Genomic DNA, 13603 nt, shown 5'->3' on the forward strand with positions numbered 1-13603 from the left:
ACGGTATTATAGCACAATTAGTGCACATCACGCCAATACTCTTTCTTCAGCAAAATCACGATGATAGTGAAGATTACTAAGAAGGCCATTACCCACCAACCCATAGCGTGACGCTCAAGTTGAACTGGGTCGCCCGAGTAAACCAAAAAGTTAACAAGGTCACGAACTGCTTCGTCGTATTCACCAGCACTTAATTCGCCAGAGCCGTCAGTCTCAGTGCCAACAACAACCGTCACTTCCTCGCCATCTACCATATGAGTATCGTAGATTGGTGTTGGGATACCTTGCAGTTCTTCAAGAACGTGCGGCATACCAACGCTTGGGAAAACAATGTTGTTCACGCCAAATGGACGAGACGGATCTTCATAGAAAGTACGAAGGTAAGTGTACAGCCAGTCTGCGCCACGAACACGAGCAACCAATGTTAGGTCTGGTGGCGGAGCACCAAACCAACTTGCCGCTTGATCAGAAGGCATAGCATTAACCATCAAGTCACCGATTTTCGCTTCAGGGTCGAAAATCAGATTTTCCTTCATAAGATCAACGGGGATCTCTAAATCATTCGCAACACGTTCATAGCGCTGGTACTGCGTTGAGTGACAAGCGAAACAGTAGTTCATGAACATCTTAGCGCCATTTTGCAATGAAGCTTTGTCTGTTAAATCATTGTTCGCTTTGTCTAATGGTACGTTTGCACCCGCTGCCATCACCAGTGACGGCAACATAGCAAATAAAATTACAATCCACTTTTTCATTTGAATGTCACCCTTTCTGGTAATGGTTTCGTCGCTTCATTTTTACTGTAGAACCACAGTAGAACGAAGAACATGAAGTAACCTAAGCTAAAGATTTGAGCCAGTAGCGTGTATGTTGGCGTTGCTGGAAGCGCACCAAGTACACCAAGCGCAATAAAGCTTATTGTGAATTGGATGATGTTAATCAAATGCAGTTTGCTACGGTAACGGTAAGAACGCACTTTACAACGGTCGAACCATGGTAGTAGGAATAGCACAACAATAGATGCGCCCATTGCTACAACACCTAGCAACTTATCAGGAACAGCACGCAGAATTGCGTAAAACGGCGTGAAGTACCATACCGGAGCGATGTGCTCTGGTGTTTTCAGTGGGTTAGCAGCTTCAAAGTTTGGCGGCTCAAGGAAGAATCCACCCATCTCTGGGTTAAAGAACAGCACATAACAGAAGAAGAATAGGAAACCGGCCACACCAACCATATCTTTCACGGTCCCGTATGGGTGGAAAGGAATAGAGTCAATGATGTCGTATTTCTTAGTGTAATCCTTGTGGAATGGGAACTGCGTTTTGTAGTCGTCGCCCATTGTGCCTTTAGGAAGTTTCGTCTCAATACCGTCTGGGTTGTTCGAACCCACTTCGTGCAGTGCTAGTACGTGAAGTACGATAAGCAGCAGAAGTACAATTGGTAGAGCGATAACGTGCAGTGCGAAGAAACGGTTCAGCGTTGCACCAGAGATGATGTAGTCACCACGGATCCAAAGCGTTAGGTCATCACCGATAACAGGGATCGCACCAAACAGAGAAATGATTACCTGAGCACCCCAGTAAGACATTTGACCCCATGGTAGTAGGTAACCCATGAAAGCCTCAGCCATAAGCACTAAGAAGATCAACATACCGAAGATCCAAAGTAGCTCACGAGGCTTTTGGTAAGAACCATAGATTAGGCCACGGAACATGTGCAGGTAGATAACAACGAAGAATGCCGAAGCACCTGTTGAGTGCATGTAACGTAGTAGCCAACCGTATTCCACATCACGCATGATGTATTCAACAGAAGCAAATGCACCCTCACCTGACGGTACGTAGTTCATTGTTAGCCAAATACCCGTAAGGATTTGGTTAACCAATACCAACATTGCCAAAGAACCGAAAAGGTACCAAAAGTTAAAGTTCTTAGGCATTGGGTATTCAGATAAATGCTTTTTATACGCATTCATCGCGGGTAGACGTTTCTCTACCCAATCAAGCAATCCTTGCATTACGCGTCTCCCTCGTCCACACCGATCATGATCTTAGTGTCACTCAAATACATATGCTTTGGTACAACAAGATTCAATGGAGCTGGTACGCCTTGGAATACTCGACCTGCCATATCAAACTTTGAACCATGACAAGGACAGAAGAAACCAGACTTAACACCCTGAACTTGTTCTGCAAAAGAATCCGGCAGGTAAGTTGGAGAACAACCTAAGTGCGTACAGAAACCAACAGCAACGAAGAATTCCGGCTTAATTGAACGGAACTCGTTCTGTGCGTATTCTGGTTGTTGTTCAGCTTCAGATTGAGGGTCACGAAGTTGACCACCGATCGATTTTAGGTTTTCTAGTACCGACTCAGCACGGCGTACAACCCATACAGGTTTACCTTGCCACTCGACACGAACCATTTGCCCCGGTTCTAACTTACTGACTTCCACTTCCACCGGCGCGCCCGCAGCTTTCGCCTTGGCACTCGGATTCCATGATTTAATAAAAGGCACGGCTACAGCAGCTGCTCCTAAACCACCAACAACGGCTGTTGTTGCGGTTAAGAAACGCCTGCGACCGTTATTTAAAGGCGCGTTGCTCATCCAAACATTCTCCCATTTGCTCCTTGTGGATTGAAATAATTCCGATTAAAGAGCATGGCTAACAAAATATGTATTTAGTTCTATTTATTGACGGCAAATGATAAATAAAACCCTACTTTTTGACAAGATAAAGCTACCTTTTTGTAACAATCATGAGGCAAAGCGCACATTGGGTTACAAAAGCTTTCAAAATATAAGAATTTGGAAATAAAACGAGGAAGGGAAAGCGTTTAGAGGGGGTATAAAAACAAAAAGCCCGGCATATAGCCGAGCTTTGAACCACAATTCCAGTCGTAAAACTGGGGGCGTGTACTTTTTCGTAAAGAAAAATTAACGCTTAGAGAATTGAGGTTTACGACGTGCTTTACGTAGACCAACTTTCTTACGTTCAACGCAACGAGCGTCACGAGTAACGTAGCCAGCTGCACGTAGAGCAGGACGTAGAGTTTCATCGTACTCCATAAGAGCGCGAGTGATACCGTGGCGGATTGCGCCAGCTTGACCAGAAATACCACCACCAGAAACAGTGATGTAAAGGTCAAGTTTCTCAGTTAGTTCAACTAGCTCAAGAGGTTGCTTAACAACCATACGAGAAGTTGGACGACCGAAGTAAACATCAAGGCTACGCTTGTTGATTACGATCTCACCAGAGCCTGGTTTGATGAAAACACGAGCTGCTGAGCTTTTGCGACGACCAGTGCCGTAGTATTGATTCTCTGCCATTTTCATAATCCCCTTAGATGTCTAGTACTTGTGGCTGTTGAGCAACATGGTTGTGCTCAGTACCAGCGTACACTTTAAGCTTACGGTACATCGCGCGGCCTAGAGGACCACGTGGAAGCATACCTTTAACTGCTAGTTCTAGAACCATTTCTGGTTTCTTAGCAATTAGCTTTTCAAAAGTGATAGTTTTAAGACCACCTGGGAACTCTGAGTGACGGTAGTAAACCTTACCCTTAGCTTTGTTACCAGTTACAGCAACTTTCTCAGCGTTAACAACGATGATGTAATCACCAGTGTCTACGTGAGGAGTGTATTCTGCTTTGTGCTTGCCGCGTAGGCGAGAAGCGATTTCACTTGCTAGACGGCCAAGAGTTTTGCCTTCAGCGTCTACAACATACCAGTCGCGTTTTACAGTTTCTGGTTTAGCAACGAAAGTTTTCATGCTAATAATTACCTATTTAAAAAATTTACACTTAAGGAATACTCGCGTATTCCCACTGTCTAAGAGTTACCATTCATCACCCCTTCGAGTGTTGGAAAACTCTTGGCATAACGTGATTTTACTCATCGCTAGAGGCCCACAGTAACGGTAGGTCGCAGGATTATAGAGAAGAGCGAAGAAAAAATCACCTCTTTTTGAACAAAATCACGATTTTTTTAATTCTATTTCTTATTCGAGATAATCAAAGCTAACTTAAGTGTTCTTTTGCCAAATATTCATGGCTCTGCATTTCAATTAAACGCGACTGACAACGTTTAAATTCAAAATCTAGCTGACCATGGGTGTATAGCTTTTCTAGCTCCACTTCCGCTGAAATAATCAGCTTCACATTGCGCTCGTAGAACTCATCAACTAATGCAATGAAGCGCCTCGCAGCGTCATCTGAAGTCGCGCCCATTTGCAATACATCCGCCAATAGAACTGTGTGATAAACCCGAGACAACTCAATATAGTCGTTCTGGCTACGAGCCGACTGACAAAGCTGAGCAAAGGTACCATGCAGTACGCCATCACTCGCTTCGACTACATCTAATTGACGGTGGTTAACCTCTATCTGCTTAAGCTTCTCTTTATCTTCACCAACGAGCTGAGCGTAATACTTTTCGAGATTAATATTCGCTTGGCTATCTAGCGGGTAATGGTAAATCTCAGCCTGTTCTAAGGTACGTAGACGATAGTCAATACCACTATCGACATTAAGGATATGACAGTTGTCTTGAATGAGCTTGATGGCAGGTAAGAAACGCGCTCGCTGTAACCCGTTGCGATACAGATCCGCAGGTGGAATATTAGAGGTCGCAACCAAGATAGCGTTTCGAGCGAATAACTCTTGGAACAAGGTTCCTAGGATCATCGCATCGGTGATGTCTGAAACAAAGAATTCGTCGAAACAGATAATGTCCGCTTCTTCCTTCAACTTGTCTGCGACTAAAGGCAATGGATCACTCACATTACCTAGCGCCTTTAGCTCATCATGAACTCGATACATAAAGCGGTGAAAGTGAACACGCATTTTTTTAGTGGTCGGTAAGGCATCATAGAACGTATCCATTAGGTACGTTTTTCCTCGCCCTACGCCACCCCAAAAATAGAGACCTTTCGGTGGTTGTGGCAGTTCTGGCTTTTTGCCTAGTAATTTCTGGAAGCGAGTCAGTTGAGGAATGGGCGTATTCATGTAATCTTGAAATTGATGAAAGAGTTCATCTAAAGATTTTACGGCTTGCTCTTGTGCTGGATCTCTTTGAAATCCATGTTCTTTTATATCTTGTTCGTATTTTTTAATGGGATTCATGACGACATTTCCACAATGAAAGCAATATCAGACAACAACTAAAAATGAGCCCAAACAGTACGAGGAATAACGTGATGTGGTGAATAATTCAGCATCAAACTGCTAACTAGCGCACACGCATTTCTCTTTATACTGCGGCTTTCTCATAGTACCATGGAGCCGTATCACGTGTAACTAAGCAGTAACAAACATGTTAAAAAACAATAATAAGGAGCTGTTATGCCTTGGATGTATGCCGTTGCCGGTTTACTAGTCGGAGTTATTTTAGGGGTCGCTATTTCTCGTCTCATGACACCTGAATACAAAAAACAAAAGAACGTACAGAAAGAATTGGATAGCGCAAAGTTTGCCCTTGAGCAGCAGCGACAAGAGCTGGCTGATCACTTTGCGAAATCAGCAGAAATGTTGGACACATTAGGTAAAGACTACACAAAACTGTACCAACACATGGAAAAAACAAGCTCAGAGCTGATTCCTAACCTGCCAGAGCAAGATAACCCGTTTGTGAAAACAGCCGCTGCCCATTCGGACAAGCCACAAGAGAAGCCTTCAGTAAAAGAGGCGACACTTGAGGAACAACCGAAAGATTACGCTAATGGCGCAACCGGTTTATTTACAGAGCAGAAGAAAGAAATCATGAATGCTCCCGATGTTGTTACAGCAAAAGCATCGTAAACATTTAACACTTCTGTGAACTTTACAAAGGTTTTTGAGTCATAACCTTCACTCAGGTCATTTGAAACTTATCATACTTATTAAACGTATAAGAGGGTTAAGACCTTAACTAGAGAGGAGTTTATGATGAAAAAACCTTTGCTTGCTTTATCAGTGCTAACTTTAAGCTTAAGTTCAATCATCACCCCCATTAAAGCAACAGCCGCACTGCCATTAAGTGTGGGTAATGAACAATTACCGAGCCTTGCTCCTATGCTTGAACAAGTGACCCCCGCTGTGGTTAGTATTGCCGTAGAAGGCAAACAGGTACAACGTCAGCAAATCCCTGAACAATTTCAATTCTTTTTTGGTCCAGAACAAACACGAGAGCGTCCCTTCCGCGGATTAGGCTCTGGTGTCATCATTGACGCCGAGAAAGGTCATATCGTGACCAATTACCATGTCATTAATGGTGCGGACGATATCAAAGTAAAACTGCATGATGGTCGAGAGTACGATGCTGAGCTAATCGGCGGCGACCAGATGTCTGATATCGCACTGCTAAAATTAGAAGAAGCCAAAAACCTGACCCAGATAAAAGTCGCAGACTCAGACAAACTAAGAGTTGGTGATTTTAGTGTCGCGATCGGTAACCCATTCGGACTTGGGCAAACCGTGACATCCGGTATTGTTTCTGCACTCGGCCGTAGCGGCCTGAATCTAGAAAACTTTGAAAACTTCATTCAAACCGATGCAGCAATCAACAGCGGCAACTCTGGTGGTGCGCTAGTGAACCTTAACGGTGAGCTAATTGGTATCAACACCGCCATTCTTGGCCCTAACGGAGGTAATGTCGGTATCGGCTTTGCAATCCCTTCTAATATGATGACAAACCTGACAGAACAAATTCTCGACTTCGGTGAAGTAAAACGCGGCATGCTTGGCGTTCAAGGCGGAGAAGTGACCTCTGAATTGGCAGAAGCACTCGGTTATGAATCAAGCAAGGGCGCCTTTGTTAGCCAAATCGTCCCTGACAGCGCAGCCGATAAAGCAGGACTGAAAGCGGGCGATATTATTGTCTCTATTAATGGCAAACGCATTGATACCTTCAGCGAGTTAAGAGCTAAGGTCGCAACACTCGGCGCTGGTAAGCAGATTGAACTGGGTGTGGTTCGTGACGGTAAGAGCAAAACCTTTGATGTGACGCTTGGTGAATCCACCAATGATAAAACACAAGCTGAGAAGCTCCATGAAGGACTAGCTGGTGCTGAGTTAACCAACACAACAGAGAGTGACTCTGCAACGGGCGTCAAGGTATCGAATGTTGCTCAAGGTTCACCAGCCGAAGCCTATCAACTCCTGAAAGATGACATCATCATCGGAGTAAACCGCCAGCCCGTTAAGAACCTTGCTGAGTTTAGAGAGATTCTTGAAAAACAACCTGGTGTACTGGCGCTTAATATCCAGCGAGGCGACCGAACTATCTATCTTGTGATTCGATAGTCTTACGTCAGCGCAATTACAGGGAGGCTCAGTAAGTTTGCTTTAAACTTACTCAGTCTCCCTTTTCTTTAGATCAATCAAAATGCTATGCTTCACTTGTAATCAAATCAGTCATCCATTGATGGAGGCTTCACACCTTACTTGTTGAAGAGGGAAACATGCTGTCCTTTCTATTTCGTTCTATTTCCCTTGGACTCGTTTCAGCGGCGCTTATTCTTCTCGCCTTCCCGAGCTTAAGACCAGCGATTGTCGCTGACGTCACTAGCCCTAAAGTCGATAATATTGGCTCTCTTCAGATTTCATTTAACCAAGCAGTTCGCCGCGCGGCGCCTGCAGTGGTTAACATTTATAGCCGTAAATACGCTGAAAGCGATCGAAACAAACTGCTCACACAAGGTTTGGGCTCTGGGGTGATTGTTAGCGAGAAAGGCTACATCATTACCAACTTCCATGTGGTGGCTCAAGCAGACCAAATAGTTGTGGCACTTCAAGATGGCCGAGTAGCAGCTGCGCAACTTGTCGGTTCAGACAAGCGCACCGATATCGCGATACTTAGAGTCAGCGGTGATAATCTACCGGTGATCCCACTCAATCCTAATTACAAAGCCAATGTCGGTGATGTTGTACTGGCTATCGGTAACCCATACAACCTAGGTCAAACAACAACCTTTGGTATCATCTCTGCAACCGGCCGTTCTTCGATCAGTGCCGATGGCCATCAAGCCTTTATCCAGACCGATGCGGCAATCAATGAAGGTAACTCAGGTGGCGCACTGGTGAACTCACAAGGTGAGCTAGTCGGTATCAATACCGCCTCTTTCCAGCAAGCTACCGACATGGAAACCTATGGGATCTCATTCGCTATCCCCTATCCGCTTGCTAATAAAATCATGGAAAAGATCATCGCCGATGGTCGTGTGATTCGTGGCTATATTGGTATCGATGGACAAGACATCAACTCAGTCACCTCACGCATGTTGGGTACTAAGAATATCGGCGGGATCGTTGTGTTGGGGATAGACCCTAATGGTCCGGCTGCCGATGCGGGTTTTGAAGCTCAAGACATTATTGTCAGTATCAACGATAACCAAGTAAATGGTCGCCAGAGTGTAATGGACATCGTTACCGACCTGCGACCTGGTACAGTTATCGATGTGGGTATATTGCGCCAAGGTGAAAGCAAAACCTTAAAGGTGACCATCGCCGAAGATGCTCGCCTGTAGAGCAAACTCTGTAAGCAATGATTCAAGCTGCTAATACACAAGTACAAAAAACCCAGCTCATAGGCTGGGTTTTCTTTTATCTAAAGATTGTTTCAAGTATCTCTACGATTCACTTTGCTCTTCGATATCGATGCGAGTCACTCGCTGTAGTCCTCTAGGCAGTAGACCACCACGACGACCACGTTCACCACGGAAGTTTTCAAGATCCGCAGGTTTCAAACCAAGCTTACGTTTACCGGCGTAGATAGTCAGCGTCGCATTCTCTGGGATAGCCATAAGATGTGAGACAAACTCTTCACGCTCTTTTGCTTTCGCAGAAGGGATGTTGATGATCTTGTTGCCTTTACCTTTGCTCAGCTGAGGGAGATCTTTAATCGGGAACAACAACATACGACCTTGGTTAGTAATCGCCAGAATCTGATTACTGTCCAAGTCAGCAATAGGGCTTGGCATCATCACTTCAGAAGCTTGTGGCAAGTTAACCAAGGCTTTACCGCTCTTGTTCTTGGACAGCAGATCGCTACCCTTACAAACAAAACCATAACCTGCATCAGAACCGACTAACCATAATTGTTCATTCTCTCCCATCACCACTTGGCGAATAGAAGTACCTGGGCTGACGTTCAAGCGGCCTGTAATTGGCTCACCTTGGCTTCGCGCCGACGGTAATGAATGTGACTCAAGGGAGTAGCTTCGACCATCACTGCCGAGGAACACCGCTTGCTGGTTACTCTTACCCTTAGCACTCGCTAAGAATTTATCACCCGATTTGTAGTTCAAACCTTCAGCGTCAACTTCATGCCCCTTGGCATGACGAATCCAACCTTTCTCAGACAACACAACCGTGATTGGTTCGCTTGGTACTAAGTCGCGCTCTGTTAGCGCTTTCGCTTCAGCGCGCTCAATCAGAGGTGAACGACGATCATCGCCGTATTTATCCGCATCTGCTTGGATTTCTTTCTTGATCAGCGTATTCAAGCGACGCTCTGAACCGAGTAGCTTTTCAAGCTTCTCACGTTCAGCTTCAAGCTCTTCTTGTTCCGCTCGGATTTTAAACTCTTCTAACTTAGCTAAGTTACGAAGTTTAATATCAAGAATCGCATTGGCTTGAATTTCAGAAATGTTGAAACGGCTCATTAGGACAGGACATGGTTCGTCTTCTGTACGAATGATCTCAATCACTTCATCGATATTAAGATAAGCAGCAAGCAAACCTTCTAAGATGTGCAAGCGTGCCAGTACTTTATCTAAACGGTACTGCAAACGACGGCGAACCGTTGTGCGACGGAACTCGATCCACTCTTTCAGGATTTGAACTAAGCCTTTAACTTGAGGACGATTATCTAAACCAATCATGTTCAAGTTAACGCGGAAGTTTTTCTCTAGATCCGTCGACGCGAACAGGTGACTCATCAATTGGTCACAGTCGATACGATTCGAACGAGGAACGACAACGATACGCGTTGGGTTCTCGTGATCCGATTCATCTCGCAAGTCGTCAACCATTGGCAGCTTCTTAGCGCGCATCTGGTTAGCGATTTGCTCAAGTAACTTCGCACCTGACACTTGATGAGGTAAAGCCGTGATAACAATATCAGAGCCTTCCTTGTGCCAAACCGCGCGCATCTTGATGCTGCCACGTCCAGTACGGTAGATCTTTTCGATGTCCGATTTCGGGGAGATAATCTCAGCTTCAGTCGGGTAATCTGGACCTTGAATGAAACCCATCACGTCTGAAAGCTCAGACTTAGGCGTATCAATTAGGTGAATGGCTGCATTCGCGACTTCACGCACGTTGTGTGGTGGAATATCGGTCGCCATACCTACCGCGATACCAGTGATACCGTTAAGTAGGATGTGAGGTAGGCGAGCAGGCAACATTTGAGGCTCTTTCATCGTGCCATCAAAGTTTGGTTGCCAGTCAACAGTGCCTTGACCTAATTCACCTAGAAGAACCTCAGCAAACTTAGATAATTTGGCTTCGGTATAACGCATCGCAGCGAACGATTTCGGATCATCAGGAGCACCCCAGTTACCTTGACCATCGACCAATGGGTAGCGGTAAGAGAAAGGCTGCGCCATCAATACCATCGCTTCGTAACAAGCAGAGTCACCATGTGGGTGATACTTACCTAATACGTCACCAACGGTACGTGCTGATTTTTTGTATTTCGATGCAGCCGATAAGCCTAGCTCAGACATCGCGTAGATAATACGACGCTGTACTGGCTTCAAGCCATCACCGATATACGGCAATGCACGATCCATGATCACGTACATTGAGTAATTTAAGTAGGCATCTTCGGTGAACTTGCGCATTGGCAGCTGTTCAACGCCATCATATGTAATTTCGTTAGACATCCATTATACCTCGGCCATATCACCGTTAGTCTGTAGCCATGTACGGCGATCATCTGCACGTTTCTTACCAAGCAGCATGTCCATCATCTCGTTGGTCGCTTCGCTGTCATCAATCGTTAACTGAACAAGGCGACGAGTGTTTGGATCCATGGTGGTTTCACGCAACTGAAGTGGGTTCATTTCACCCAGACCTTTGAATCGTTGCACGTTGATCTTGGCTTTCTTCTGCGATAGTCGCTCAAGCACACCGTCTTTCTCTGCGTCATCGAGTGCGTAGAACACTTCTTTACCGCAATCGATACGATACAGAGGAGGCATTGCCACATAGATATGACCCGCTTCAACTAATGCATGGAAATGGCGAGTAAACAAAGCACACAGCAGTGTCGCGATATGAAGACCATCCGAGTCCGCATCGGCAAGGATACAGATCTTACCGTAACGCAGGCCGGATAAATCATCGTTGTCCGGGTCGATGCCTAGAGCCACCGAGATGTCGTGCACTTCTTGCGAAGCCAATACTTGGTCTGCTGACACTTCCCATGTATTTAGGATCTTACCGCGAAGTGGCATAACTGCTTGGAACTCACGATCACGTGCTTGTTTAGCAGAACCACCCGCCGAGTCCCCTTCCACGAAGAAGATTTCGGTACGGCTTAAGTCTTGAACTGAACAGTCAGTTAGCTTACCCGGCAGTGCTGGGCCTGAAGCGATTTTCTTACGCACAACCTTTTTGCTTGCGCGCATACGGCGGTGGGCATTCGCAATACAAGCTTCTGCTAGCTGTTCTGCCAGTTGTGGCTTTTCGTTCAACCACAGGCTAAACGCATCTTTTACCACACCAGACACAAACGCAGCAGTTTGACGTGAAGACAAGCGCTCTTTTGTTTGACCAGCAAACTGCGGATCTTGCATCTTCACCGACAGTACGTACGAACAGCGATCGAAGATATCGTCGCCCGTTAGCTTAACGCCACGCGGCAGCAAATTACGGAATTCACAGAACTCACGCATTGCATCAAGAAGACCTTGGCGAAGACCGTTTACGTGTGTACCACCTTGTTTAGTCGGTACTAAGTTCACGTAACTTTCGGTGATCATGTCGCCGCCTTCTGGCTGCCAGATGATCGCCCAGTTTGCCATTTCTGTTTCAGCAACGAATTCGCCAACATACGGTTCTTCAGGCAGCAAGGTGTAACCTTTCACGCCTTCGGCAAGGTAGTCTTTTAGACCATCTTCATAGAACCATTTATGCTCTTCACCACCGACTTTGTCGATAAAGGTAATTTCTAAACCTGGGCAAAGCACTGCTTTTGCACGTAGGTTGTTAATCAGACGAAGTGTCGAGAATTTAGGGCTATCGAAGTACTTAGGATCAGGCCAGAAATGTACTGATGTACCACTGTTACGATGACCACAAGTGCCCGTCACAGTAAGCTCTGTTACTGCATGACCGCCTTCAAGTGCGATCTCGTGAACCTGACCTTCTCGGCGTACGGTCACTTCAACACGTTTTGACAGCGCGTTTACAACCGAGATACCTACACCGTGCAGACCACCAGAGAACTTATAGTTGTTATTCGAGAATTTACCGCCAGAGTGGAGCTTAGTTAAAATCAGCTCAACACCTGAGATCCCTTTTTCAGGGTGGATATCGACAGGCATACCACGGCCGTCATCGGTAACTTCTAACGATTGGTCTGCATGAAGTACCACTTTGATCTTCTTAGCGTGTCCCGCTAGTGCTTCATCGACCGAGTTATCAATGACTTCTTGGGCAAGGTGGTTAGGTCTTTCTGTCTCGGTATACATTCCCGGGCGGTGTCGCACAGGGTCGAGACCTTCAAGTACCTCGAGGTCTTTTGCATTATATTGTTCAGTCATAATACGGAGTTTACTCAAAAAGTTTGCGTCAGTTCGCTGGCTCCAGTTTCACTAAAGCAGAATCATTACTATGAACCGTCATAGTAGAGCGAACGAGCGAAGTATTGGGGAATATAGTCTGGAAGCTGAGTAATGATGTCAAGCTAGTTCAAAAACTAAGACATCAAACTATGATATTTCACCATTGATAGATGAAATAACAGGCAAACAAGAGAAAATCACTTGGTTAGTGGAACAGATTAAAGATTTAGAAAGGTGATGATTTGTTGTGGGTAGCGTTCAAAATCAACAAAGCTATGATCCCCGCCCTCTTCTACTGTCTGTGTTGCACCTTGGTACTTCTCTACCGCTTGTCGGTAATCCAGAACTTCGTCTTCCGTTTGCTGAAGTAACCAGAAGTCGCTCGGCTTAGCGATAGCCGAAACCTCTAACGCCTTCAGTTCATCAATATGTTTTGTTTCCAGTACATATCGTTCATCTGTGTATGGGTTTACTTGTTCACCTAAATAGTCAGCAAGAAGCTCATACGGCTTCACTGCTGGGTTTACAACCACCGCTTTAAAACCATAGTGGCTATTCAGCCATGTTGAAAGATAGCCACCCAGAGAGCTACCGACCAACGCTATTTGATATTGCTCTTTGTATTGCTCCACCAGCTGCTGTAAATGAAGTGCCGCTTGTTGAGGGAAACTCGGCAGTTGAGGGGTTACGACTTTAATATCAGCGCGATGCTCCGCACAGTAATCTGCCATCACATTCGCTTTATGAGAACGTGATGAGCTGTTAAATCCGTGAATATAGAGAAGCAGCGATGGCTTATTAGCTTGTTGATTAGAGCCTGGCATCAATAACCGC

The 13603-nt window shown here is 45.5% G+C and carries 12 protein-coding genes; 3 read left to right on the top strand and 9 right to left on the bottom strand.

What is annotated here, in order from left to right:
• Positions 1–17: 17 nt before the first annotated feature.
• The 6 genes from AB4167_RS10315 to zapE all read right to left on the bottom strand — a co-directional run bounded on the left by AB4167_RS10315 (position 18) and on the right by zapE (position 5123).
• On the bottom strand, positions 18–755 hold the full coding sequence (locus AB4167_RS10315) for a cytochrome c1 (protein WP_017061436.1): 738 nt from the start codon (positions 753–755) through the stop codon (positions 18–20).
• On the bottom strand, positions 752–2017 hold the full coding sequence (locus AB4167_RS10320) for a cytochrome bc complex cytochrome b subunit (RefSeq protein ID WP_017061435.1): 1266 nt from the start codon (positions 2015–2017) through the stop codon (positions 752–754). The genes AB4167_RS10315 and AB4167_RS10320 overlap by 4 nt, the downstream gene beginning before the upstream one ends.
• A complete protein-coding gene (petA, locus tag AB4167_RS10325; protein ID WP_017061434.1) occupies positions 2017–2607 on the bottom strand; it encodes a ubiquinol-cytochrome c reductase iron-sulfur subunit in 591 nt (196 codons plus the stop codon). Before petA ends, AB4167_RS10320 begins: the two co-directional genes overlap by 1 nt.
• A 330-nt stretch (positions 2608–2937) precedes the next feature.
• Entirely contained in the window at positions 2938–3330 is a 393-nt protein-coding gene (gene rpsI / locus AB4167_RS10330) for a 30S ribosomal protein S9 (RefSeq protein WP_004740758.1), read from the bottom strand.
• A 13-nt stretch (positions 3331–3343) separates the two neighbouring features.
• Positions 3344–3772: a 50S ribosomal protein L13 gene (gene rplM, locus AB4167_RS10335; RefSeq protein WP_010434689.1), complete on the bottom strand. Its 429-nt coding sequence runs from the start codon at positions 3770–3772 to the stop codon at positions 3344–3346.
• A gap of 247 nt (positions 3773–4019) precedes the next feature.
• Positions 4020–5123 carry a cell division protein ZapE gene (zapE, locus tag AB4167_RS10340; RefSeq protein WP_136982229.1) on the bottom strand — a complete coding sequence of 368 codons (1104 nt, stop codon included), beginning with the start codon at positions 5121–5123 and terminating at the stop codon, positions 4020–4022.
• Positions 5124–5342: 219 nt separating this feature from the next.
• Here zapE and zapG point away from each other — a divergent pair, with 219 nt between their 5' ends.
• The 3 genes from zapG to degS all read left to right on the top strand — a co-directional run bounded on the left by zapG (position 5343) and on the right by degS (position 8503).
• Positions 5343–5798, top strand: a complete 456-nt coding sequence (zapG, locus tag AB4167_RS10345; RefSeq protein ID WP_017061432.1) for a Z-ring associated protein ZapG — start codon at positions 5343–5345, stop codon at positions 5796–5798.
• Positions 5799–5924: 126 nt separating this feature from the next.
• Positions 5925–7280: a Do family serine endopeptidase gene (locus AB4167_RS10350; protein ID WP_372136500.1), complete on the top strand. Its 1356-nt coding sequence runs from the start codon at positions 5925–5927 to the stop codon at positions 7278–7280.
• A gap of 158 nt (positions 7281–7438) precedes the next feature.
• The gene (gene degS / locus AB4167_RS10355) at positions 7439–8503 is read left to right on the top strand and encodes an outer membrane-stress sensor serine endopeptidase DegS (RefSeq protein WP_171732331.1); all 1065 of its coding nucleotides are present in this window, start codon (positions 7439–7441) and stop codon (positions 8501–8503) included.
• A gap of 102 nt (positions 8504–8605) precedes the next feature.
• Here degS and parC read toward each other — a convergent pair whose 3' ends face one another.
• The 3 genes from parC to yqiA form a co-directional block, all read right to left on the bottom strand.
• Positions 8606–10864 carry a DNA topoisomerase IV subunit A gene (parC, locus tag AB4167_RS10360; protein WP_017067236.1) on the bottom strand — a complete coding sequence of 753 codons (2259 nt, stop codon included), beginning with the start codon at positions 10862–10864 and terminating at the stop codon, positions 8606–8608.
• A 3-nt stretch (positions 10865–10867) separates the two neighbouring features.
• Positions 10868–12748, bottom strand: coding sequence for a DNA topoisomerase IV subunit B (parE, locus tag AB4167_RS10365; RefSeq protein WP_017061428.1), 1881 nt, complete (start codon positions 12746–12748; stop codon positions 10868–10870).
• A 239-nt stretch (positions 12749–12987) separates the two neighbouring features.
• The gene (gene yqiA / locus AB4167_RS10370; RefSeq protein WP_017061427.1) at positions 12988–13593 is read right to left on the bottom strand and encodes an esterase YqiA; all 606 of its coding nucleotides are present in this window, start codon (positions 13591–13593) and stop codon (positions 12988–12990) included.
• Positions 13594–13603 lie beyond the last annotated feature (10 nt).

It is taken from the genome of Vibrio sp. 10N.286.49.E11 (genome assembly GCF_041469505.1).
Taxonomy (GTDB): Bacteria; Pseudomonadota; Gammaproteobacteria; order Enterobacterales; family Vibrionaceae; genus Vibrio; species Vibrio crassostreae_C.